Raw genomic sequence first — 23,400 nt, 5'->3', positions numbered from 1 at the left:
AAACTCGACCTTGCCCTTCGTCGGGTTGGATCTGTATAGACAACGATCGTTGGCGATTGCCTCACCGCAGTCGCCAGCACCCTCCCAAACAATCGAGGATTCTTGCTCCCGAAAGGACTCGGATGGCAATTCAATTACAGCAGTTGGCGGAACTAGTAGGCGGTCGCATTGTGGGCGACGCCAGCGTCTCGTGCGCTGGCGCCAATCCGCCCGATGTGGCCACCCCAGACGACATCACGATGTTGGACGATCCTTCACGCGTAGACGTGATTGCGACTAGCCAAGCGGTTGCGGTTGTCACTTCGGAACCGATCGATCAAGTCGATATCGTGCAACTAGTTGTCGAAGATCCGCACGCGGCGTTTTCCGCCATCGTCGCTCACTTTCGTCCCCCAATGAGCGTGAACATTCCGGGCGTTGGCGTTGATTCGTCAGCGCAGATCGCCGCCTCTGCATCGATTCACCCGACCGCGACCATTGGAGCGGGAACCATTGTCGGTGAGCGCGCGGTAGTGATGCCGGGCGTTGTCATCAAACCGCAGTGCCGCATCGGTGATGACTGCGTGATTCATCCCGGTGTAATGCTCTATGAATACACCGAACTGGGCGATCGAGTCGTCTTGCACTGTGGGACCATCATCGGAGCCCATGGTTTTGGTTATCGGCAACAAGAAGGACGTCATGTGCCGACGGCGCAGCTGGGTTACGTCTGCATCGAATCCGATGTGGAAGTCGGCGCCAATGTGACGATCGACCGTGGAACCTATGGTGCAACGCGAATTGGCGAAGGCACTAAAATCGACAATCAAGTACAAATCGCTCACAACTGTCGCATCGGCAAACACAACCTGCTGTGTAGCCAAGTTGGCATCGCCGGAAGTTGCACGACGGGCGACTACGTGATCATGGCAGGTAAAGTCGGCGTGGCGGATCATATCCGGATCGGCGACAAAGCCATTCTGTGTGCACAAGCTGGCATCATGCATGACTGCGAAGCGGGCGGCGTCTACATCGGTTCGCCGGCGATGAAGCAGCGGGAGCAGATGCAGATTTTTGCCGTACAAAGGCGTCTTCCTGAGATGCGCAAAGAACTCAAGTCCGTCCGTCGCGACGTGGACGCGCTGACACAATCCGTGGAAACAGCGAACGACGATCAGCGAGATGAACAGGACCGCAACGAACAGAACCGTGCAGCGTAATGGTTCGACGTGGCTATGGAAGCGACTTCCGACGGAGAATCGATCTCGTGAAATCGTCTGACTCCCCTTCACCGATCGGCTTGGTTGCCGGATGGGGCAGTTTTCCCGTTGAAGTGGCGCAGCAAATTGTCGGCGATGGTGGCCGGGTCTGCTGCGTTGCCATCAAGGGCCACGCCAGCACGGATTTGGAATCCATCTGCGATCACGTCAAATGGATGGGCGTCGGAAAGATTGGTGGGCACATTCGCTACTTTCAACGACGCGGCGTCCAACAAGTCACGATGGCGGGCAAGTTGTTTAAGTCGGACATCCTGTTCCATGGGTCTGTCTGGTTGAAACACCTTCCTGACTGGACAGCGATCAAGACCTTTGGACCGCATCTCATGGGGCGCAATCGTGACTCGCGCGACGACAATTTGTTGATGGCGGTCACCAACGCGTATTCCAATGGACGCATGACCGTGTGCGCCGCAACCGATTTTGCTCCGGAGCTTCTGGTGAAACAAGGACTACTCTCGGGTTCCAAGCCCTCTGCAAAGTTACAAACGGACATCGATTCGGGTTGGCAAGTCGCCAAACAGATGGGAGGTATGGACATCGGCCAAACCATTACGATCAAAGACGGCACGGTGATCGCCGTCGAAGCGATCGAAGGAACCGACGCATGTATCGAGCGTACCGGGCAACTTTGCCGGCGCGGTGGATGGACATTGGTCAAAGTGAGCAAGCCCGATCAAGACATGCGATTTGACGTCCCCACGATCGGGCCGCAAACGGTCCAGAGCGTCCGTGACGCTGGCGGCACAGCGATCGCGATCGAAGCTGATTTGACCATCTTGGTTGATCGCGAGCGGACGCTACAGTTAGCTCAGCAAGCTGGTATCACGATCGTCGCGATCGATTCCGAGCAGATCGCAAGCAACGCGGCTCGCGCAGCCGCCTAAGCAAAATCACCGCCGAACCTTTCAATGAAAATTGCTGTTACTCGGCCACCTGCCAAATTGAATCTGTTCTTGGAACTGCTGGGCAAGCGCAGTGATGGCTTTCATGAGATCGACACGGTGATGGTGCCGATTGATTTGTGTGATGAGCTGAAGCTCTGGCGAACAGACGATCCCGGGATCGAACTTCAGGTGGGGTGGCTGCCGTCGATCGAGATCGTCGCGGCAAGGCTGGGCGTCGAATGTGGAAGTCCGCAAGCAGATTCGTTACTTAGCATTCCCAGCGGCGAGTCGAACTTAGTTCATCGCGCGTTAACCGAGTTTTCTAAGCGATTGGGTGTGACTGGCGGCTTCGGTTGTCAATTACACAAACGGATCCCTGCTGGCGCTGGAATGGGCGGTGCCAGCAGCGATGCTGCGTCGGCTTTGTTGGCCGCCGCGACGCTGTGTGATGTTTCGCTGGACTCTCCGTTCTTGTGGGAAATTGCCGCGTCGATCGGCAGTGACGTGCCCTTTTTTCTGGGTGATCCGCAAGGCGGTTCTGGTGGTGGGGCGATTCGCGCCGCACGTGCGAGAGGACGTGGCGAAAAGATCGAAGCTACACCAATCCAAGGCACGCTTAATTTTGTAGTGGTTTTCCCCGGCGCATCGTTATCTACACCAACGGTTTACGGTCATTCCGTCGTACCTGATCAACCGCTTTCCGCGGAATCGCTGGTGGCCGCACTTCGGTCCGGAGATTTAGCCGCGACGCAGACGTCGCTATCCAATCGTCTTGCCCAAAGTGCCAAAGAAATTCTGCCGCGAATCGATGAAATATTGAAAACCATGTGGCGGTTCGGAATGACAGCGTGTCAATTAACAGGGAGCGGTTCAGCGTGTTTTGCAGTCGTGCAGTCTGCCGACGAAGCACGGCATTGTGCAAACCGTTTGCGATCGTTGCTCGAACCGGGCGCTTTTGTTATTGATGCACGCAGCGTCTCACTGCCTGCAGGCATCACAATCGGTGACACAAAATGAATCCGTCTTTCGGCGTTGCTAGGACAACTAGCTGGGTCGTCGTCGAGCAAAGCATGCTTTGTTTGTCAACCAAGACGTGGAGGATGCCGCCTGCAGTGAAAGTAGTTCGCCGGCCAGGGAGAGTCGAACAATGGAAATCACAGAGATTCGCATCAAGCTAATGGAGTCCTCCGAAGATCGTCTACGAGCGTTTTGCTCGATCACGATCGACGGAAGCTTTGTCGTGCGCGATCTGAAGATTATCGACGGCACCAACGGCCCATTCGTTGCCATGCCCAGTCGCAAGCTTTCAGGGCACTGCCAACGCTGTCATCACAAAAATCATTTGCGCGCGGCGTACTGCAACAACTGCGGCATCAAACTGCAATTTGAACAGAGTGGTGACTACGATTCGCCGCAGAAGCTGTACGCCGACGTGGCGCATCCGATCAATAGCGAGTGTCGCGAAATGATCCAAAATGCTGTGATCGAAGAGTTCCAGGCGGAACTGCGACGTTCCAATGAACCCGGTTACCGTTCACGCTACGACGACGACTTTGACCAAGCGGAAATAGCACGCGCCGCAGCTCCGGCATCGCAGGTGTTCGTCGATCCGGCTGAGCCCAAATCCAAGGGCGGCGGAGCCCCACGCCCCAAGTTCATCGACAAGAAAGAACGTGATACTACGTCAGCCGATTCAGTTGCAGACGATAGCGATGGGTTTGGCGAAGGCATTTTCTAAAGCCGCCTCGGGTCGCGGGTCATTCGGAAGCCACCACGGTCTGTGCAGGGTTGCCTCCCGTGTTTGGGACGCTTGCGCCTTTTCAGCGCTCCGGTGACGAAACACGCTGTGCCGAGTTAAACTAGGCGAAAGAGCACCTTCGTCTTTCGGCGAATCATCTTTCGTCCAGCATTCGATCACGATGAATCAAGCTTCACCACGCCGCGCGCCTTTCCAGATCAGCATCGGTTTTATGCTGCTGCTGATGGTGGTGTTTGCGATCATGTCGGCGGGCCTTTTCTACGCATCGCAGGTGCCGATGATTCAGGAGGACATTAGCGTGATGTTGCGAGGCAAGTCTGCCGGTGCAGGCGAGGACGTAGGGCGAACGGCGCACAAAGTATTCATCATGTTTACGTTTGTGTCGCCGCTATTGTTGGCAGGTGTCCTATCAACTGGCATGTCAATCCTTCGATGGTTTGAACGTCGTAAGTGATATGAAACGTCCGCCGGGTGAATCCATTTCTGAACAAGCGGTTGTCAACGCGCTTGGACCATTGACTTTACCAGGCAGCGAACTGGACCAGTTCATGGCGTCGTTGGGCCAGCGCCATCGAAGTGTTTTGCGAGTCCGCCGTGACCGCGCCGATCAGTCGTTACCTTATGAAACCGATCCGGTCAGTTGGTATTCCCTGGGACATCAATTGATCAACGAAAATGACCGGCCTTCGCGACATATTCTCTATGCGGCTGGCGACTACTACTTGCAAGACGCGGGATCCTTGCTTGCGCTCGCCGCATGTGGCGCCGACCGCAGCGACCTTGCCGGACTGAAAGTGTGTGATCTATGCGCTGCGCCCGGGGGAAAGGCCAGCGGTTTGTTGGAGGCCGTGAGTGATACGGGATTCTTGTTAGCCAACGAGCCTATCCGATCGCGGATTGCACCGTTGGCGTTCAACTTGGCCCGCACGGGATCCAATCGATACGCGATCTCTTGCAGCGATCCCGATGATCTGGCAAGTGCGCTAGCGGGACAGTTCGATATAGTTTTGGTCGATGCTCCTTGCAGTGGGCAAGCTCTGATGGCACGTGGCAAACAGTCCATGTCCGCATTGTCGGAGAAACAGATTGTTCATAGCGCGGCAAGGCAAGAACGGATTTTGGACGCAGCACTTCGATTGCTGCGGCCCGGTGGTCGTCTGATCTACAGTACCTGCACTTTCGCGGTTGCCGAAAACGAAGCGCAAATCGATCGGCTGGTCGAACGGCAAGTCGCCGCGCCGTGTCCTGTGGACCGTCTGGCAAACTATGCATCGGGCGAAGCAACTTATCGCTTGTGGCCACATCGGCATCGTTGTGCGGGGAGCTTTGCGGCGTCCGTGGTCGCACTTGAATCCCACTCTCTGGACGCCGACATTGAATCAAATTTGATATCGGGATCGTCACGAAAAAGCAAGAAGAAAAAGGACCGTGACAAAGATGACATGCGAGTGTTAAAGTCTCTGCCGCTGGATGAATGGTATGGCGACGGTGTTGCTGAAGGACGCTTGAAGGTCACTGATTCGGTGATCTACGGCTGGCCGAGTGACACGCCCGACTGGGTCACGCAGATTGCAATGGATGGTCCGGAGTTGTCCCATCGAACCGGGCAGACTTGGAAACCCGCTCACGCTGGCGCGCTGCGATCATCTTCGTCGCCGATGGCGGTCGACGTCGATGCAGCGACTGCCGCGCAGTATCTGTCGGGTGGAACCATCACGTGTGCGACCAAAGGGTGGCATGTGGTTCGGTACAACGACCGGCCACTTGGCTGGGTCAAATCGAGCGGAGGAACCGGTAAGAACCATTTGCCGACTTCTGCGAGATTCAACGGAGTGCTTGATCATTGATCAATGCAGTTTCGAACTGTGTCGCATCACGGTTGCCGTTTTTCTATGGCTATCTGATCATTCCGATTACGATGTTGATGCAGATCTGTACCAGCCCCGGACAGACGTTTGCGGTCAGTGCCTTTACGCCATCGCTGCGAGAATCGCTGCAGCTGAGTGATAGCCGTTTGTCGTTGGCGTACATGATTGGCACGATGCTGGCTGCTTTGCCGCTGTCATTTGTCGGTCCCTTTTCTGATAGATGGGGCATTCGCAAGGTCACCGTGTTTGTGACGATCGCTCTCGCGTTGACTTGCTGGTTCGCGTCGCATGTCAACGGATTTGCGAGTCTGTTGTTGGCCTTTTTCTTGCTGCGGTTTTTGGGGCAGGGCTCCATGTCGTTGCTAAGCAGTAACGCGATCGCCATGTGGTACCGCCATCGCATCGGGCGAGTGTCTGCGGTGATGAGTGTGGGAGGCGCGATTGCGTTTGCTTGGGTGCCCGAATGGTTGGAGACCTCCATCGCGAACTTTGGCTGGCGACAAACCTATGTGGGGCTTTCGATCATCGTGTCGGCGCTCCTGTTGCCGGCGATGATCTTGTTGTTTCGAAATCGACCGGAGGAAGTTGGTCAGCACGTCGACGGAATCAGTCCCGAGCTTTCACAGGAATCGCAACCCATGGATGATTCCTCGACAAGCTCTCCCACCGAACGGACTTGGAAGCTCTCCGACGCGTTGTCGCACCCAAGCATCTACATTCTGGGGCTGGTGCAGTGCTGTTTGGCGCTGACGGGAACGGGGGTTGTGTTTTATCTGTTTACTTTGTGCAGTGATCGAGGCATGCCCAGCGGTGTTGCAGCCGACCTTTTCAAAACACTGGGGCTTTCGATGTTGGTCGCCCAACTGGTCGGGGGAGTCTTAGCGGATTGGTTGCCACTGAATCGAATGTTGTGCGCAGGGACGTTGATGCTAGCGGTCGGATTGGGGTTTGCTTGGTTGGGAGATTCGTCGCTGCAGTTGCATGCGTTTGCGGCGTTCTTTGGCGCCGGGCAAGGGCTTTCGCTGGCAGTCGGGGCTGTTGTCTGGGTGCGTTACTACGGTCGCGAACATCTAGGCAGCATTCGCGGGACGGTCTTGTGTTTGACGATCGCTGGAAGTGGTTGCGGACCACTGATCATGGGGGTGGTGCGTGACCGTCTGCAGACGTTCGACGAAGCATTGGCACTTTTCTTTTTCGTCATGTTGACGCTGAGCGTGCTGTCCTGGTGGGCGACGGCGCCAAGGTTACTTGCCGCCAGGGATGCTGGTTAATCATCGCTGCGGCGTCCTGGTACCAGAAAAATGCAACGATCTACCGTGTCAATGCGATGAAATATCGTTTAATGTCGCATGAAAAGTTGACCCGCGGCCATCCAGTGGACAGGATCAATAGCAGCGGTTTACCAGTTGTTTCATCGCGTAGTTGGGTAAGTCTCTCTGGCTGCATTAGTGCTTACTTTTTGAAATCGCCGTGAGCCGTCTGATTGGACCGCCGTGTTGGGGCGTGACGCAGTGATCGAAGTCGGTTGATGCTGTTTTGGGGATCACGAATGTCGCTGGGGAATGTCGCCGGGATGGGCACGATGGTTACTGAGATGTGTTTGTGCGGATCGTGATGCCGCCATTTTTATTTGTAAAGAGGAATCATGTATCCACCTAATTCTTTGGACACCGCTGCTTGGCCGGCGCGGCGATCGCGCACGCGCCGGATCTATCGTGGCGCTGGATGGTTGGCCCTTGGTCTTTTTGTACTGACGGGGTGTTCCAAGGACGAGATGAAAAAGATGGCGACGTCAGTGCAGCAAACGACACAGGACTTAGCGGCTCAGTCGCAAGACTACATTCAAGGAGCCGTGGAGGCGGTGGAAGAACAATTGCCCAGTACGGGCAGTCTTTCCTTACGAATCGAACCGCCCTTGGAAATTGAATCTGCAAACGTCGAAATAATTAAGATTGGCGACGGGCGTTCCAACGTTGTCCAGCTGGCTACCTACGATACGGATTCAGGTCCGTCAAGCTATCCCAGCGTTTTGTTGCACGGCCAAACAGCTGCTGATTCGCCGGCAGCCCTGGCGGGACAAACGGTTGGCTGCGATCTTTATGTTCAGCAAAGCAGTGGTGGGGCGATTTTGATGTCGCCGCCAGGTAGTTCGGTACAAGTGACGTTCGGGCAGTTCGATCAAGAAAGTGGCACGCTCAAGGCAAGCGTTGGCAGTTCACGATTGATCAGCTCGGATCGGTCCAAAGTCAACTTGAACGGCGGCAACGTGGTCGCGGTGATACGAGGAGCAGGCAATTGATTGCTACCACTCAAACTGCATCGATCCAGATCACGCTTGGCAATTTCGTTGCCCGGCCGATGCCACGGTTTCTTGGCGTGCTTGTGTTGCTCTGCGCCAGTGCGTTTGGCGATGGCGCGTTCTGGATCGTAAACGCGCAGGCCAATCCCAGTACCGCACATCCCGAGCGACCACTCAGTGCGCATGGGACCATTCCCGGAGCCAAAGAATTAGCCAAACGGCTCTATGAGGTTTATCGAAAGCACGAATCCGCCGCGATCGATTTGGATACGCGTACCGATAACCCGTCCCGACTCCCGTACCGAAAGTTGTCACAAGCGGGAGCCGAATTGTATTTGGAAAAACGCGAAGCCAAGCGGCTGCGTCTGATGGGCGAACCGGCTGCCGTTGAACTGGAGCGACTGCTGCAGTTGGTCAACAAAGAAATGCACCGGTTGATGGGCACTTATCGAGGCACCACGGCGGGGGCCGCGCAGGTTCAGAAAAATCTAGCACAGCTAAATCGAATCCGTCCGCGCAACGACAAAGCGTTGGACAAAATTGCTGACGCGATCAAGAACAACCAGCTGGAGCAAGCTGAAAAACAATTGGAGAAAATGGGCAGCGATCTGGAGGAGTTGTTGTTCATCATGATTCCGTCGCAACGTAAGCCTCATGAACAAAAATTCTTGACGGTGAGGGGGCAGTTGGACGCCAAGCTCACTCCCTTGCGTCGCCAGCAATACGCTGAGCAGGCCAAGCTGGCTGTTGCCGCGAATCTACAACAGGCGGGGGATTTTTTAACGGAATCTCGTCGCGTTGCCGCGGAGATGGCTGCCAACGGGAAAGTGACCGCAGCCGATCAGGACGAGCTGGATGCTCCTGGTGCTGTTCGCTATTTGGCAGAGCAATGGGGACAAGCGTCAGCCGCATTGATTCGCAGCATGGCGATTCAATGGGCGTTTTCCAATGCGTCGCCTTCTCAATTTCACGAAACCACGATGCCGCGGGTTTCGCAATTGACCACGGCCGCCAAGGAAGCCATTACGGGGGTCATTGATGCAGCCGCTGTTTCAACGTCTGCCGAAGCGATTCCGGCGTTGTATAGCGATCTGCTGTTGGAACTGAGCTACATCGATCGCCGAATGGTGGGATCGGGAGTGAGCAAAGATTGCGCACCGGCGATGCAAAGGCTAGCGAGCAAGGCAAGTGGTTTTCCGGCTCAGATCGCTGCCTATCAGCGAGCGGTCGAACAGCCGTTGAAATGGCGTTCGCGTTTTGCTCGTTTGAGTGCGGAGAGTCTTGATCAGGGGTACTTGAACGCGGCCGCTGCGATTTCGCAAGAATTTAACGTCACTCAGTTTAGCCAGCCCAAGATCTTTCGCCCGGGCAACCCCGGCAAACGTGTCCTGATGACGTCGACCTTTGTCCCCTCGTCGGGCTGGAAAGTCGCCGACCTAAAGCCTTTTGTGATTGGGCTTCGAGTGTCAGAGAATGACACGCTTCGACTGTACGAAGGAAGCTTGACCGCGTTGGTCAAATTTGATGGCCGCCACTATTCCAACATTGCCGTCGGCATGCCATTGCAACGCGAGTGGGATGATTTAAAGATCAGTCTGATGATCAATGATGACCATCCACCTTTAAGCATCGAAGCGGCCGATGCGATGTCATCGGCTCAGGCTCGCGATTTTGTCCGCGTCGGCGGCGCGATTCGGCAGGTGCATTTGGAAGCTGCCGTGACGCGGTTTATCAATCTGCCAGGGCGTGCAAACCAACTGGCCAAATTGGGCGGGTTGCCGATCCTGGCGGACGACATGCCAGCGATTGAACAAGCTTGTTGGAGGTTGGATATTGAACCGCATTGGGTTCAGCATCGCTACTTCACCGTCGCGATCCCAAGCAAGCTGCCGAAGGCCAAGTAGTCCAAGCTCAAATGACGTTTAAGTTCTGATAGCTGGGTGATCAACGTCGGCGGCGGTAGTCACCGCTGCTGCTGTCCCAACCGGACCCAAAGCCTCTGCTCCATGATCCGCCGCGTGATCGTCGTTGGCCTGCACGTCGTGCGTGATTTTGCAACGCTCCGCCGGCCGCGTGTGCCATCGCATTGATCAATACTTGTGTCAGAGGATGGGTTGCGACTTTGGTCAGCTGCTCGGTCACCGTGGGCCCCCAACGCTGTGACTGGCGAATTTTGTCCCAGAGATAATCCACATCGCGAGCATCTCGGCCGCGATGGAGTGCTTCGACGATGTCCAGCGATCCGACAAATTGGGATCGGGATGAATCGAATTGCGAAGCGCGAAACTGCTGGATCATTCGCCCCAATGCGTCCAAATATTCCTGGCGTGAACGGATTTCGTCACGCCGGCTACGCGCAGTCGCGTCGAGATTTTCGATGTCCGATTGAACTCCCGAAAGTTGGGCAACAATCTGATCATCTGTGATTTCTTGGGTCGCTCGCGCCCGCCGCGCTAGGTCGCGTGAATCGGCTCGGTCCAGCATCTCGCGAAAGACCGTAATGGCTTCACGATAGTAGGGGCCGCGAGTGTTTTGCAAATCGGTCAATTCATGCTCGGCCGATTCTGTCTGCTCTCTGATTTCGTTTAACTGTGCGAGCTGATCGGCGTGTTCGGATTGACGTTTTTGAGCTTCGTCAATCTTGTCAGGCAATCCCTTTTCTGCGGCAATCTGATCGCGGCGTCGCTCCAGTTCCAGCATTACGGTGTCGAACGACTGACGATCGGTCGCGATGATTTTTCGCATCTGCTCCGGTGTTGTCTTTAGAAATTCGTAGCCCTGCTTTGCTTTGTTGAAATCGATCAGTTTTGCGATGCTGCGATCCATCCGCCGTGTGAATCCGCGTTTGGTGTACTTGCCAGTGCCGAATCCTTGGTCGTACAAATACCGAAACAGCTTGCTCTGGTCATAGGCCGGGATCTTTTTGGCCGCGTCTTGTTCGATCTCGTTTAAGTTGGCTTCGGCTCTTTCCAAAGCGGCTTCGGCCACTGCTGCACGATCCGAGAGTTGGACAAATTCACGGTCCTGTCGCAAATCAGATTCGACCGCGTCGGCGATGGCCTGTTGCGCATCCAATGCGGCGTCCAGTCGCTGGGTGATCTCGGTTAGCTGACGTTCTTCGTGGTCGCGTTTTAGATTCAGACGATCGAGCGATTCGCGTGTTTGCTGCCGATGGTCTTCTTTGCGTTCAATGATTTGAGCCACCGTCGCACGAATTTCGACCCAGGTCGTACGGATCGCATCTCGCGTCAACTCAGGCAGATAGTGCTCGGCCAAATCAACCAAGGCTTCACCACGTGTATCGTCTAACCGGTCACGCTGTTCCTTGGTGTCGCCGATCGATGCACGAGCGGACTCCAGTGCGGATTGAGCGTTGGTGTAACCGGTCATCAGTTGTTGATGAACGACGGGGCCAGAAATGGGCATATTCAAAAGTACCTACAGTCCAAAAAACTTGACGTCGTCTGACGCACTAACACAATGCTGTTAACCGAACAGATACCACAGCCCGCCAGCCGCTACAGTCAAGGACGCCGCACCAAAAAGAATGCGATCTCGCCAAATCCAACAATGAGCAATAAAGTTGCTCATTCCAGGTGCGGGGTCTTCGTAGGTGTGCAGGTTTTCCATGTACTGGCCAATCGCAGCATCGATTTCGGCTTCGGTCACATCGTCGCCCGACATCCGCGCGGTCCGCATCAATTTGTCTCGCAGATTTTTGCGAATGTCATCACGGCGAAACATTTCTTCGGCCGTTTCACGCTGCTGCCGCATTTCGCGTGCGACGTCCATCACCCGGAGTGTCTCTTGCAGCGTAAGGCTTTCCCCTGGCAATTCGACACGATCAGACGCGGGGGCCTGAGCCTGGGCTTGAGATGCGTTGGACATGATATTTCGTTGAAATTATTGGAAAGACTCGGCTGTTGCCCCACCCTAATCAGGTTGGACACCCATTGTCATGCACCGATACGCGGTTGGCAAAGTCGACGTACAGACGTGGCGATCAAAACGGGCTGGCGAGGCTATCTTACGCAATCCGCCGTGTTTGCGGACCCACGAAGATCTTGGGTTTCGCAGGAATCGATTTGCACTGACCTGGCACGCTGTTGCGCCCCGCATGATTGCTCTTTGGGCCCTAAAGACATAATCTTAGGGCGAGCGAATTTGACAAACCAATCGCCATTTTTGACCTCTTCAGTGGAGAAGCCTCGGACATGTCTGAGCAAGCACAAGCATCCGCGCCCAAGAAAAGCGCACCGCCGACCCAAGAACGTGACATGTCGTCGATGCGAAAGTACTTGGATCGTGCGGTCGTCGTTCTGAAAAAGTTCGGAGTCGATAGCAAAAATACGGCGCCTCAAGAGCTGATTGCTCTTCTGGAAGAAGTCAAGCATTTGGACGAAGCCAAAGTGTTGGCGATCGCAGACGTGATTCAACACATGAGTTCGTTCAATGCACTGGTCCGCGAGAATGTCGAAAGCATCAAAGTCGGCAACCGCTACATGGACATCACCACCATGTTCGACTCGGTGCGTGAAGACAGCAAACGTCTGATCCAACAGTTAGACGATGGCAAAATCAGTGGCACTGAAAAGATGTCCAACTGGTGGATGAAGATGCGTCGTGGTTCACCGAATGATCGCTTCGAAAAAATCGTGGAGGTGTATGGTGATGTCGCTAAAGACACCAAAGAAGCGCTCAAGAGCGAAGAAGCCATTATGGAAGGCTACATCGACTTTCGCTTCGCACTCAAAGAAGCCGAAGTGTTGGCTCGCGAGTTATTGGACACCCATGCTCCGATCTTGGAAGCCGCCAAAGAAGAATTGTCGGCCGCGCAAACCGCGTTGGACGAATATGCTGGCGAAGACCAAGGTGGCAAGAGTAAGTTGGAACTGCGTCGTGACGAGTCGCGACATCGCTACGAGAAAGAAGACGAAAATTTCCAGTTGCTCAAAGACATCGCCGAGAACTTAGAAATCGGTTACGACGTCGGCGAAACGCTCATCAGCAAACTGCGCCAGACACACACCGTCAAAGAACGGGTGTACCGCCGGGCAGTGACTTTCTTTACGACCAACGAACACGTCTTTACGATTCTCGGTACGGTCTACACCAGCCAGCACGGTTTGCACGAAGTCACGCAAGCCACTGAGGCGATGAAGGAAGGTGTGAACAAGGGGTTGGAAGACGTTGCCGAACTTGGTCGCGAACTAGAGCGTGCCGCCTTGAAGGCTGGCTACGGAAGCACGATCGATCCCGAGTCGGTACAAAAACTGGTCGATGCAATCAGTGGTTTCCAAATCGAGTCGTTGGAAATGATCGCTGAACTTCGCAAAGAAAGCGAAGAGAGCACCAAAGCGATCCGCAAGAGTGTCGAGCAAGGTAAGAAAAAGTACCAAGAGACCTTGGCCAAACACGCTCGCGGCGACAGCCTGAATGGTTGAGTAGTCCACGAACGTGATTTCATGACCATTGCATCACGTGTGGCGCTGCCGGCGTTTGAAGTTCTGTAAAACTTGAATCGCGCCCGTTGATCGGTCACAATTGAAAAATCGAAACGGTTAAGTCTTCGGGCTTGGCCGTTTTTGCTGCGCGCCTGTCACTTTGTCGTCCCTGGATCGTTGGTCTGCTATGAACTGCTTTGATTTTTCCATTAGGCGTTCTCGTGTCAGTGCTCGCGATCTGTTGGCACTCGTGTTGCTATGGACAATGCCTTTTTGTGCGTCTGCCGCAGACGATAAGGGGGGCAAAAAAATGGACAAAGCCAAACTAGGTGCGGCGTCCACCTTGATCCGCGGAATCGTAGTTGATGAACAAGGCAACCCAGTTGCAGGTGCCATCGTCCAGGGCAATGGACGCACGGCGGTGCAGATGTTACGCGTCAGTGCGAATGCCAAGGGAGCGTTTGTGCATCGAGTCAAAGCAGTGGGGCACTACGGTGTCCCGATGACTGTCCGAAGTCCTAGCGGCGAACTGAGTAGTTTCATAAGCGGTTATGACTATGAGTTGAGTGACGCGAAGCCTTTCAAGATCGTTTTGCGCAAAGCAAGAATGACGACGGTTCGCGTGGTCGACGAACAGGATCGGCCCGTCGAGGGAGCCGCTCTGCAGCTTGTGTCACAGTTTGTGAATCTAGCCAATGCAACAACAGATCAGTCTGGCGAAGCCGAATTGTCGTTTCCCGCTGATGCAAAAGTTGATTGGATCGTCGCAACCAAATCGAAGCAAGGTTTTGACTACTACGAAAACTACGATGCGTTTCCTTCCCAAGAACGGCTAGACGTTCCCGATAACGTTCAGCTTCGATTAAACGGGGCGGTTTCGGTAAGCGTCACGACACTCGATTCAGCCAAAAAGCCGATCGAAGGCGTGACGGTGACACCTTGGTCGATTAAGAAAAAGGGCAAGCTGTCGTACGTGAATTTGTCTGGGTCCAGCGAATGGAAAACGGATGCGACAGGCGTTTGCCGATTCGATTGGATCCCAAACGATGTTGAACGTGGAATCACGTTCCTGGGGCGGTCGACCGAGTACTTTACGCCGGGCAACCCGCAATTCGATCCGTCCGCACCCGGCAACACCGATTTGGAAATGGACATGCTGCAGATGTGCTGGATCACTGGCACGGTCACTTATCCCGATGGCACGCCTGCGGCGGGCGTCCGTCTACAGGGTGAAGGTCGCGGCGATACCAACCACTACTTTCGTGGTCACACTTCTACCAAAGAAGACGGCACTTACGAATTAGGAATCTATCCCGATCAGGATACGATGATTTGCGTTGTCGAAGACGATCTGGCCGCCGCGGCGGTGACGGACATTCTTTTGCCCGAAGGGAAGCGACTTGATGACGTCGATTTCGAGCTGATCACGGGCACCTTGGTCACAGGATTGATCACGAGTGGCAAAGACAAGGAACCCGTAGAAGGGCAGACCGCGACGCTGATTCAAGCCGGAGAAAATCGGGCATCGCTGGTGCGCTGGAGCACGGCCGATAGCGAGGGACGTTATCGTTTTCGCGTCGGGCCCGGACAGTACACATTAAGCTTGGCCGGTTCGCCGAAAAAGCAAGTCGTGGTCGAAGATGAAAACGAGCTTCTGTTTGACAAGCATCTCGATCGACTGCCACGCGGCATCTTGCGAGGCATGATAACTGATTCGGATGGAAATTCAGTCGCCGATGCTCTGGTCATTGGTGAATCAACCAACGCTCGTGGGCATGCTGGTTTTTCTACGCGAACCGACGCGACCGGGCTTTTCAAGTCCGAACGCTGGAATGATGACATGGGGTTGTTCGCGATGGCTGAAAAACGAGGATTGGTAGGTTACACACGAGTCTCTTTGGATCAGAAAAGGGCGGATTTGGTGCTGGTGCCGGCAGCGTCTGTGGTGGGAACGGTTGTCGACGCTCAAAACCAGCCGATTGAAAACGCCTGGGTCAGTCTTTCGTCCAGGCCGCCGCGCGGAGAAATTGGCCCCAGCGCAAATCGACAGATGAGAACCGATGACAAAGGGCAGTTTCAGTTCAAGGGGCTGCCGATTGAGGCGTCACACACGATTCGGGTGATTGATTCGGTCAACGAAATTCATGAGTCTCGCGAGTTTAAAACGAAAGACGCCGCCGAGGTCACGCTGAAGCCGATTGTTTTCGGTGGCGAGTAATTCGCACTACAAGATGCGCCGTGGAGAAACGATTGCGTTGGATACCAGTAGTCCACCGACAAGGCTGACGGCAATCAGGATCATCGTGAATCCGTATTGAACGCCCTGGACGGTATGTTGTTCCAGCAGAGCGGAGAACGAACGGTAGCCGAGCGAGCCGGGGACCAGGATCAACATCCCGGGTGTCTGCGGCACCATCGCAGGCACATTACGAACCCGGGCGTACAGATTGCTGCTGCAGCCAATCGCCAATGCGCCAAAGAATGACGCGACTTCGACGCCCAGTTTGGGTTCAATCGCCCAGCTGACGACCACTCCCAGGATCGATACCATCGCGATGATGGGCCACTGTTTGTATCCCGCGCGAAACACGATGGCGAACGCGATCGGTGCGACGGCTAGAGCGATCCATCGCCAGTGATTTGCTGAGTCGGATGGGAGTTCAATCACAGGCCTCAGGACGCGGGCCATTCGCCAGACCAGGGCAACACCGACGAACAATGTCGCCAAACAAACCATCGCACCCGCCAGACGTGCCGTGCCAGCGGAAAGATGCCCCACGGCCAATTCCGTCAGAGCGACGGTCAGTCGCAAGCCTGGGATCAATACGATCAAGCCCGCCAGTGTGGTCAGGCGATCGTCGATAGGAAATAAATACCTAGCCACCAGGATCGAACCGATCGCGGCGACCACACCGGCCAGAGGTTCCAGTAAACCGTGTTCCCACTGCTGGCGTTCGTGCAGCAATTCCAGTCCGGCGACAACCGCACCGATGACTCCTGCGATGCAGACTTCGGCCATTGAACCGCCAAAGAAAACTGCCACGCACATGCAAGCTACGGAGCAGGCCACCGCATAGACGGGTTGGGAGTAGAGATGCGAAGCGTTGTCAATTTCCGCCAGTTGGTTGATCGCTTTGCCCAGCACGATTTCGCCACCTTCGACTTGGCCCAATAGCTGATCGAACCGAATCAGTTTATCGACATCAAATGCACCCGCGGTAACACGGCGGACCACCGTCATTTCATCGCCAGAGGGTTCGGTCAGTGAAATGACAAGCGCAGTGGGCGTGTAGAAGAACTCGCCGTGTATCCCTAGCGACTCGGCGACTTTGCTGAGAACACGTTCCAATCGATGCGATGGGGTGCCGTATTTGTGAAGCTTCATCGCCGCTTCGATCAGGAACTTCTGCGCAGATGATTTTGTTTTTGATGACATCGGACTGGTTGTACCGAGCCGAAATCAAAGAGCAAAGAGGGTTGGGCCAGCGCAAAAAAGGCTGGTTGGCCTGTGGGCGGAAGCCATCGGCAATCGACGCTGCCGGCAATAAACGGGCGGTGATGGCGACAAGCAAAAGCTACTTGTTCGCTTCGCCGCGTTTTTTCAGATACGCCTTCACCGCGTCCACCGGGATGGGGATTCCGCGGATGGTGCCATCGACCACCAATTTGTTGCCGACGACGCCTTGAAAGTCGGCCACGATCATTCGATTGCGACGTGCCTTACTAAGCTTGATCATGATCAACAATCGGTCGCCCGGGACGACGACATCACGAAACCGTGCGTTATCGACACCGCCATAACCCACCATTTCGGCACCCAGCAAATCATTTCGCTGCGTGAAGAAGCTTGCCAACTGGGCAACGGCTTCCAACTGAATGACGGCTGGCATCAGAGGCATGCCTGGCATGTGACCGCGGATCCAGAATTCGTCGTGCGAGACGTCTTTGTAGCCAGCGCAGCTCAATTCGGCGACGTTCTCTGCTAGAACGCCCGTGAGATGCTCCATCTCGTGCCGCTGGGGATTGAGTTTCCGGATCGCTTCTGAATCAGCGATCGGATTGTCAAAGTCCAGGGAGGACGGATCAAAATAGAATTCGGTTTGTGCCACGGATCTAGAAACTCACCCGATCAGGTATCAAGTGCTCAGGTTTTGATTTTCTTGCGTTTTGCTTTGCGAGCCTTGGCGCTAGCGGGACGACGCCCGTGGTTAGCTTTTTTGAGTTTGTGTTGTGGTTTAGCCATCAGTCTATGGTCAAAAGTGAACTGAAATCGAAAATCCGCGTTTGCACGCGGGGTGCGAAAATAGCAGGTCTTGCGACTTTGCGGTAGTGACGTTTGTTTGGGGCGGAGCGTGAAGGAGGCGCCGCTGAAGCCGAAAAACCAATTGAGTGGCGTGATTCGCCGTGATTTTCAAGTGTTTTGCGACGACTATCTGTACCGCCGAGACATCGAATCAGGCGTCAGAATGTACACCGGATCGCTCGCCGAGGGGGATTTTCGAAGGATCATCCCTTGCCGTGACATCTGCTGTTCTTCCTGCGGCTGGCTGACACTGTAGCGACCGCTGTCCCGAACCGAAGGCGGAACGATGGGGGTGATCGTGTTTGGCGAAGTGACTTGGCCGGTGGTGCCGGATCGACTGGCTAACGTCGCCTTGGCTTCGTCGCGTTTTCGTGTGTACCAGCCAATGTCGCTGGATTGTCCGAGTCCGTTGGCAGCAGACACTTGATCGTTGCTGGTAGCTGCTCGGCGCTGGGGAAGCGTTTGAAGTGACGCCGCCAATGCGCCACCGATCGGAGCGCCATTGGCGTGCTTTAGTTGATTGGGTTGCTTTGGCTGGCTGAATTGCCGCGGCGACGTATTGCTGTTCAGAGTATCGCGTGATGAGCGGAGATTGCGTGGCGAGCGGGCCGCTGCCAGGGCGATGTCGTTTGGCTTTGATTCGGTGCCGTTGGCGAGCCGTACGCTTGAGCCAGCTGGATCGGCCATCGCAAACTTTTCGACCGGTCCGCTGCCATCTGCGACCCAAGCCAACCAGTATTCCTGAAGTTCACGCAGTGATTTGTAACCGTAATACTTTTGGATATTCTTGGTCCAAGAACGCTGTTCCATGTAGTCGTGCAAGAAGCTGATGAACGCGGGAGCTCCTTTTTGTTCGATCAAAAATCGACAAACCGAATAGCCTTGGGCGTACATCGGCAGCACATCGTTTGGATATTCGGTCAGTAGGAACAGTTGGTTCATCGCGATCCCGCGACGCGATCGCAAGAATTCGCGCAGCTTGGCTTCGTGTTTGGTTCGTTCGCTGATGTGTTCGACCGTCGTGCAAATGCCTTCGTCAGCCCAACGCGGCAACGGGCGACCAAAGTGAGTTGCCAGAATCGTGTGGGTGATTTCGTGCGGCAGCACACTGTCCAAGATACGTTCGGGAGTTCCGACGACTTCCATCTGAAAATCACGAACGGGCTGAAGACTGTAAGTCGTCACGCCTTGAGCCGCCAATTGGCCGGCGACCACGCGAATCGGGCAAGGGCGCGGCCACGGTGGAAGCTGTTTGCCAAGCCAGTGAGTGGCCAGTTCAGCGCGGTATTTTTCTGCTGCTTTTCCAACGGCTTGGGCAAGTTGCCCATTGGGAGCTTGGATCAGAAAATTCTGAGTGCGATAGTTCGCAGCATAGCTATTAGATGCACCCAGCGCGATGGCTGTGAGTGCTGCTATCAAAACGAATCGCAAGCGGTAGCCGGCTTCCATGCCGTCGAACTCCAAAAACTGAAATGAAGTGGGGATGACCACGATCCTTCGTCGTCAGTACCGATGCAAATCGTTGGCTTGAAACACCACGGAGCATCGGCGGGCGAAGTCTAGGCGATCGGCTGGATCGACCGATAGCCGAATACCCCTGGCTAGCAAAGCAAAAAAAGATTCGTCCTGGTCGTTTGCCAGCAGACATGCCGTCCGCGTTACCAGTCCGTGTTAGCCGCCCAGGAACGTTCGCTCTGCGATGGGAGCGGCAGTCGTCCGCTAACTACGGCACGTGTTTCGTTGCCAGTTCGTCCAGCATTTCCTGGGCCGACTTTCGGAGCGAATCAATCGGTTCTTTCAGCGACGCGTCTTGCTCTGTTTCCAATGCGTCAGCGAGTTTTTGATAGATGCGAATCGCCTTTTCGGGCAATTGCGCGTCTTGGAAATTCTTGGCCAGCTTGCGAGCGATCGATGGACCCAAGTAGCCCTTGAGTCCAGCAGGTTTGTTTGTCCCAAGCGAGATGGCGTCGTCAATCAGTTGAAGCTGCTGGTCTTCCGTCATCTCGCCAACTTTGACGCCTCGACTCTGAAGATCAGCGACTTTTCGGAACACGTTCTTCAAATCCGGATTGGCATCAGGTTGACGAAGGAAAATGCGAAGTTGTTCCAAATTGATGTCGGATTCTGACTTTGCTTTCACCGGTACGAAATTTCGCGTCAGATCGAAGTCGCTAAATTTTACCGAGGCTTTCAAGAAATCCGTTTTGACTCCTGAGACTCCGGCATAGAGTTCGACGCGGCCTGGCATTTTGGCTGTTCCCAGTTCGTGCCAATCGTCGCCGATGTGTCGGACCAATGCGCGAACGTCTTCGCCTTTGACCTCCAGTCGAAGTTGAACTGGTTTGTCGCTGTGAACCGGAAAGTCCGCGAATTTACCGGTTCGGGTCCGTTGAGCGTCGATGCGTTGTTCAAAATTTGCGTAGTGCCAAGTCCCATCGCCGCTGGTGAATCCGGCACGTTCCAGGCGAATGTAGTTTCGACGGTTTTGGATCAGTACCAACCCGCCACTGACGTAGCCCCAAGTCTGCAGGAAATTGAGCTTGGGCATGGGGAGATCCCCGTGCACGGTCGTTTCAATCGCGAAGTCTCCTTTGATCCACTGGACAACTCGCGGTGAATTCATGCCATTGCTTTCGGCATCCAACGAATGCATCCCGATCCCAAATTGGATGTTCAGCTCCTTGCCGGTTGCGGTGACCGCGCAATCGCCGTCGGGATCAACCACTTCGCCCCAATGCTGAATGGCGTCATCTTGCGGTTCGTCAGCAAGGCAGGGAGACGCCACCATCACGACAAGTAAAGCGATCAAACGATAGATTGTCATGCCGATAATTTTGCAGGAGGTGCGGTTGGTTCGCGATTAGTCTGCCCGTTGTAGTGTTGGTGTAGTGCGAAGTCAATTTTGGGGTTACTGGCTGGGGCCAATCTTTTTGTTGGTTGCTGACGGACCTTGGATCGTGTGGCCTGCTTGCCATGTCGATAACACCTGTGCACCCAAACGGTTTGTGGTTTGCGTGGGATTGCCCTTTGCATCGATTGCACCCAGCAGTCGGGCAGAACGATTTTGCGTGGGGAGTTCAACGCGAACGGCAAACACGTCGACGTGTTTCGAGAAGGAATTCGTAATCAGGCCGCATTCGTTGCTCAGATAGTCTCGCGTGGAGATGACTCGATTTTCGATTCGTTCGTTGCCTATCTGGTTTAGGTCATCGCCATCAAAAATTGAGGCGTCACTGACGTCAATGTTGGCCGCGGACAGCAGTGTTGGCAGCAAATCTGCGTGCGAAGTTGGCGAGTCAATGGTTCGAGGCACTCCGCCAGGAACGTAGATCAACGCCGGCGTCATGTTTTGGTATTTGGAAATGCGTGTCCCGTGACCACAGACACCATCTTCCAAAAATGACTCGCCGTGATCACCTGTCACGATAATGACGCGGTCATCTTGCAGGACCGCGCTGAGAAAACGATCGACGCTGTGCGCGCTGTTTTTGTAACGATTCCAAATCGCGGGTTTTGCGTCCGCCGAAAACGGAATCAGAAACCGGTCGTCGGCGGCAGGTTGAAAGATCTGGTCTTTCGGATAGCTGTGGTAGTCGGCGTGAGTGCTGTACAGATACAGCACGGCCAGTCGTGGCGGTCGGGTGTTGGTGCGATCGTCCAAAAATGCTCTGGTTCGCTCGGCGGCGCGTTGATCGGTCGCAAGCCAATCAGGTGGATCAACTTGAAAACGGTCGAAGTGATCGGCATGAATGAAACCATCCATTCGGAAATTCTGCCAGTCATTGTGGCCTGCGAAGAATCCGATTTCGTAGCCAGCCTTGCCGAAGAGATGATTCAGAAGCGGTTTCTGATGATTGAAGTGGCCGTAGAAAGTGGCGTCGATTCCTTGCAGGATGCTGAACATGCCGTGGTTAGTAGCGTTGCCCGCACTGAAGTGATACCGGCAATGAATCCCCTTTTGGGCGTATCGCCAAAGATTCGGCATGGTTCGTTGGTCGATGAGTTCGGAGCGCATCGATTCGATGATGACAAGAAGCACGTCGGGCAACTCGCCGGTCATTTGGGTAATCGAAACCGTCTCGCGTCGGCGCTGGAAGTTTTGGACGAGCGCATCGAGGGAGGCCCGCGACGTTGGGGTTTCTTCCGCATGCGGTAAGTCAGGGCGTGCGATAGGCGATTGGTACAGCCGAAGAGCGCAAAGTGGAAACCGAGCTGAATGATCATGCATCGCCGCGCGACCCGTCCTTGGGTTCCACAACGCAGGTGCGGCCAGTCCTGCTGTCGCGATCAAAAGTCCCGCCAGTAACCATGGAATCGACAAGCGACGTGTGATTCGATTGGCGATCGCACCCGAGATTCGCAGCGTCGCCAATGAGCCAGCAAGAAATGACAATCCGAGACCGAAGAGATACAGCCAAGTGCTCGCTGGAACATGTGGCGCCAGGCTTTGCGGAATCTCGATTGCGATGGCAAGCATTTTGCGAGAAATAAGTCGTTCGGCGATCCAGTGGTACGTCACGCTATCGCATACAACGATCAAGTAGATGCCGAAGTACCAAGTGCTGCCCAGTCGCAAGGCAAGCCGCGGCCAGTATTTGACGATCAATAGGCCGACAGTCAGTCCTGGCAACATCACCAGAACCGATTGTGCCAAAATCCAGGCCAATGCTGAGAGAGTTTCGCCGCCGGTTGCCAGCCGAAGCGATCCAGCGCCGGGATAGAACGCGGCGGTTAGCGCCATCAAGATCGCAACGATGCCTGCCAGGATCGCAAGATGCCAAGGCGTGGCGCTAGTATGGCACATCGATGGCATCGCAAATGAACTTCATCAACGGTTTTGCTTTTTTGACTTTGTCGATCAGCATCGCGACGATTTTGTCGTCGGAAAAATCTTTGGGTTTCAGCGGCGCAACTGCGATGAAGTCGATCCGCCGGAGGTCTTCGATCATCGGGTGATCTTTGGAGTAGTCTCGCGGGGAAGTTTTCAGGCTTTCGCCTGACAATTCGAAGGCCGTGGCGAACGCCTTGTTGTCACGAGCCCGTTTCCACGCTTTGGGGTCTTCGTCGATGGCGGCGCGAATCGCGGCCAGCACGCTGCTTTCGGGACGCCAGCATCCCGCGCCGACAAAACACTCGTCCGGGTCCAAGTGAAAGTAGATGCCCGGAGCGTGAATGTCCTTGGCGGCTTGATGTCGGACAGAGATGCCGACGTTGGTTTTGTAGGGCGTTTTGTCTTTGCCGAATCGCGTATCGCGGTAGATTCGCATGATCGATCCGTTGTGAGCTTTTGGCGTCACACCCAGCATCGGAGCGGCTTTGGCAAGCGGTTTTTCCAATTCGGCGACCAGTTCGACGGCGGGATGAAGCACGTCGCTTAGGTAGCGAGGTTTGTTTTCAGTGAACCAGTCGCGGTTGTTATTCTTCTTTAATTCACGAAGGAACTTAAAAAGCTTTGGCGTAATCGGTGACTTTGGCATTCGGTGATTTCCTGTTGTAGTGATCCACCATCGTAGGTCGAATCCCGAAAACTTTCACCTCTGGTACTGCTGCAAAAGTCCTGGGCTAAACTGTTCTCTTGCGTTCG

General features: G+C 54.8%; 20 protein-coding genes. 11 read left to right on the top strand and 9 right to left on the bottom strand.

Annotated features, from left to right (window positions below):
- Positions 1–122: 122 nt before the first annotated feature.
- The 9 genes from lpxD (at position 123) to K239x_RS26775 (ending at position 9,973) form a co-directional block, all read left to right on the top strand.
- The gene (gene lpxD / locus K239x_RS26815; protein ID WP_145421401.1) at positions 123–1,199 is read left to right on the top strand and encodes a UDP-3-O-(3-hydroxymyristoyl)glucosamine N-acyltransferase; all 1,077 of its coding nucleotides are present in this window, start codon (positions 123–125) and stop codon (positions 1,197–1,199) included.
- Positions 1,200–1,246: 47 nt separating this feature from the next.
- Complete coding sequence (locus K239x_RS26810; protein WP_419189436.1) at positions 1,247–2,143, top strand: LpxI family protein; 897 nt, start codon at positions 1,247–1,249, stop codon at positions 2,141–2,143.
- 24 nt (positions 2,144–2,167) lie between these two features.
- Positions 2,168–3,160 (top strand): 4-(cytidine 5'-diphospho)-2-C-methyl-D-erythritol kinase, encoded by a 993-nt coding sequence (locus tag K239x_RS26805; RefSeq protein ID WP_145421397.1) that lies wholly within the window; start codon positions 2,168–2,170, stop codon positions 3,158–3,160.
- 130 nt (positions 3,161–3,290) lie between these two features.
- Positions 3,291–3,881: a SpoVG family protein gene (locus K239x_RS26800; protein WP_145421395.1), complete on the top strand. Its 591-nt coding sequence runs from the start codon at positions 3,291–3,293 to the stop codon at positions 3,879–3,881.
- Positions 3,882–4,062: 181 nt separating this feature from the next.
- The gene (locus K239x_RS26795) at positions 4,063–4,356 is read left to right on the top strand and encodes a hypothetical protein (RefSeq protein ID WP_145421393.1); all 294 of its coding nucleotides are present in this window, start codon (positions 4,063–4,065) and stop codon (positions 4,354–4,356) included.
- Position 4,357: 1 nt separating this feature from the next.
- Entirely contained in the window at positions 4,358–5,749 is a 1,392-nt protein-coding gene (locus K239x_RS26790; RefSeq protein ID WP_419189435.1) for a methyltransferase RsmF C-terminal domain-like protein, read from the top strand.
- Positions 5,746–7,041, top strand: coding sequence for an MFS transporter (locus K239x_RS26785; protein ID WP_145421391.1), 1,296 nt, complete (start codon positions 5,746–5,748; stop codon positions 7,039–7,041). The genes K239x_RS26790 and K239x_RS26785 overlap by 4 nt, the downstream gene beginning before the upstream one ends.
- Before the next feature lie 374 nt (positions 7,042–7,415).
- A complete protein-coding gene (locus tag K239x_RS26780) occupies positions 7,416–8,069 on the top strand; it encodes a hypothetical protein (protein WP_145421389.1) in 654 nt (217 codons plus the stop codon).
- Positions 8,066–9,973 (top strand): coiled-coil domain-containing protein, encoded by a 1,908-nt coding sequence (locus tag K239x_RS26775; protein WP_145421387.1) that lies wholly within the window; start codon positions 8,066–8,068, stop codon positions 9,971–9,973. The genes K239x_RS26780 and K239x_RS26775 overlap by 4 nt, the downstream gene beginning before the upstream one ends.
- 40 nt (positions 9,974–10,013) lie before the next feature.
- Here K239x_RS26775 and K239x_RS26770 read toward each other — a convergent pair whose 3' ends face one another.
- On the bottom strand, positions 10,014–11,495 hold the full coding sequence (locus K239x_RS26770) for a coiled-coil domain-containing protein (protein ID WP_145421385.1): 1,482 nt from the start codon (positions 11,493–11,495) through the stop codon (positions 10,014–10,016).
- Between the two features lie 60 nt (positions 11,496–11,555).
- The gene (locus K239x_RS26765) at positions 11,556–11,957 is read right to left on the bottom strand and encodes a DUF6384 family protein (protein ID WP_145421383.1); all 402 of its coding nucleotides are present in this window, start codon (positions 11,955–11,957) and stop codon (positions 11,556–11,558) included.
- Positions 11,958–12,283: 326 nt separating this feature from the next.
- On the opposite strand from K239x_RS26765, the gene K239x_RS26760 reads away from it, so the two are divergent.
- Positions 12,284–13,513 carry a cell surface protein gene (locus K239x_RS26760; RefSeq protein ID WP_145421381.1) on the top strand — a complete coding sequence of 410 codons (1,230 nt, stop codon included), beginning with the start codon at positions 12,284–12,286 and terminating at the stop codon, positions 13,511–13,513.
- A 310-nt stretch (positions 13,514–13,823) separates the two neighbouring features.
- Positions 13,824–15,731, top strand: a complete 1,908-nt coding sequence (locus K239x_RS26755; protein ID WP_419189434.1) for a carboxypeptidase regulatory-like domain-containing protein — start codon at positions 13,824–13,826, stop codon at positions 15,729–15,731.
- A gap of 6 nt (positions 15,732–15,737) precedes the next feature.
- Here K239x_RS26755 and K239x_RS26750 read toward each other — a convergent pair whose 3' ends face one another.
- The 7 genes from K239x_RS26750 to K239x_RS26725 all read right to left on the bottom strand — a co-directional run bounded on the left by K239x_RS26750 (position 15,738) and on the right by K239x_RS26725 (position 23,293).
- Positions 15,738–16,949 carry a threonine/serine exporter family protein gene (locus tag K239x_RS26750; protein ID WP_145421377.1) on the bottom strand — a complete coding sequence of 404 codons (1,212 nt, stop codon included), beginning with the start codon at positions 16,947–16,949 and terminating at the stop codon, positions 15,738–15,740.
- Between the two features lie 139 nt (positions 16,950–17,088).
- The gene (locus K239x_RS26745; RefSeq protein WP_145421375.1) at positions 17,089–17,622 is read right to left on the bottom strand and encodes a 3-hydroxyacyl-ACP dehydratase FabZ family protein; all 534 of its coding nucleotides are present in this window, start codon (positions 17,620–17,622) and stop codon (positions 17,089–17,091) included.
- 35 nt (positions 17,623–17,657) lie between these two features.
- Positions 17,658–17,756, bottom strand: a complete 99-nt coding sequence (locus K239x_RS28990) for a 50S ribosomal protein bL37 (RefSeq protein ID WP_390621835.1) — start codon at positions 17,754–17,756, stop codon at positions 17,658–17,660.
- A gap of 186 nt (positions 17,757–17,942) precedes the next feature.
- A complete protein-coding gene (locus K239x_RS26740) occupies positions 17,943–19,307 on the bottom strand; it encodes a M1 family metallopeptidase (RefSeq protein WP_145421373.1) in 1,365 nt (454 codons plus the stop codon).
- Positions 19,308–19,539: 232 nt separating this feature from the next.
- On the bottom strand, positions 19,540–20,640 hold the full coding sequence (locus K239x_RS26735) for a DUF1349 domain-containing protein (RefSeq protein WP_145421371.1): 1,101 nt from the start codon (positions 20,638–20,640) through the stop codon (positions 19,540–19,542).
- Between the two features lie 84 nt (positions 20,641–20,724).
- Entirely contained in the window at positions 20,725–22,620 is a 1,896-nt protein-coding gene (locus tag K239x_RS26730; RefSeq protein WP_419189433.1) for a sulfatase-like hydrolase/transferase, read from the bottom strand.
- Entirely contained in the window at positions 22,607–23,293 is a 687-nt protein-coding gene (locus K239x_RS26725; protein WP_145421367.1) for a DUF2461 domain-containing protein, read from the bottom strand. Before K239x_RS26725 ends, K239x_RS26730 begins: the two co-directional genes overlap by 14 nt.
- Between the last annotated feature and the right edge of the window lie 107 nt (positions 23,294–23,400).

Source organism: Stieleria marina (assembly GCA_007741555.1).
Taxonomy (GTDB): Bacteria; Planctomycetota; Planctomycetia; order Pirellulales; family Pirellulaceae; genus K23-9.
The sequence above is the reverse complement of the archived record's forward strand: the minus strand, read 5'-3'. Positions and strand labels throughout refer to the sequence as shown.

Bases quoted from the DNA above. Each gene is read 5' to 3' on its own strand.
- K239x_RS26755 (WP_419189434.1), top strand. From the start codon at position 13,824: ATGGACAAAGCCAAACTAGGTGCGGCGTCCACCTTGATCCGCGGAATC.
- K239x_RS26795 (WP_145421393.1), top strand. From the start codon at position 4,063: ATGAATCAAGCTTCACCACGCCGCGCGCCTTTCCAGATCAGCATCGGT.
- K239x_RS26805 (WP_145421397.1), top strand. From the start codon at position 2,168: ATGAAAATTGCTGTTACTCGGCCACCTGCCAAATTGAATCTGTTCTTG.
- K239x_RS26750 (WP_145421377.1), bottom strand. From the start codon at position 16,949: ATGTCATCAAAAACAAAATCATCTGCGCAGAAGTTCCTGATCGAAGCG.
- K239x_RS26780 (WP_145421389.1), top strand. From the start codon at position 7,416: ATGTATCCACCTAATTCTTTGGACACCGCTGCTTGGCCGGCGCGGCGA.
- K239x_RS26730 (WP_419189433.1), bottom strand. From the start codon at position 22,620: ATGTGCCATACTAGCGCCACGCCTTGGCATCTTGCGATCCTGGCAGGC.
- lpxD (WP_145421401.1), top strand. From the start codon at position 123: ATGGCAATTCAATTACAGCAGTTGGCGGAACTAGTAGGCGGTCGCATT.
- K239x_RS26790 (WP_419189435.1), top strand. From the start codon at position 4,358: ATGAAACGTCCGCCGGGTGAATCCATTTCTGAACAAGCGGTTGTCAAC.
- K239x_RS26735 (WP_145421371.1), bottom strand. From the start codon at position 20,640: ATGACAATCTATCGTTTGATCGCTTTACTTGTCGTGATGGTGGCGTCT.
- K239x_RS26770 (WP_145421385.1), bottom strand. From the start codon at position 11,495: ATGCCCATTTCTGGCCCCGTCGTTCATCAACAACTGATGACCGGTTAC.
- K239x_RS26765 (WP_145421383.1), bottom strand. From the start codon at position 11,957: ATGTCCAACGCATCTCAAGCCCAGGCTCAGGCCCCCGCGTCTGATCGT.
- K239x_RS26725 (WP_145421367.1), bottom strand. From the start codon at position 23,293: ATGCCAAAGTCACCGATTACGCCAAAGCTTTTTAAGTTCCTTCGTGAA.
- K239x_RS26800 (WP_145421395.1), top strand. From the start codon at position 3,291: ATGGAAATCACAGAGATTCGCATCAAGCTAATGGAGTCCTCCGAAGAT.
- K239x_RS28990 (WP_390621835.1), bottom strand. From the start codon at position 17,756: ATGGCTAAACCACAACACAAACTCAAAAAAGCTAACCACGGGCGTCGT.
- K239x_RS26760 (WP_145421381.1), top strand. From the start codon at position 12,284: ATGTCTGAGCAAGCACAAGCATCCGCGCCCAAGAAAAGCGCACCGCCG.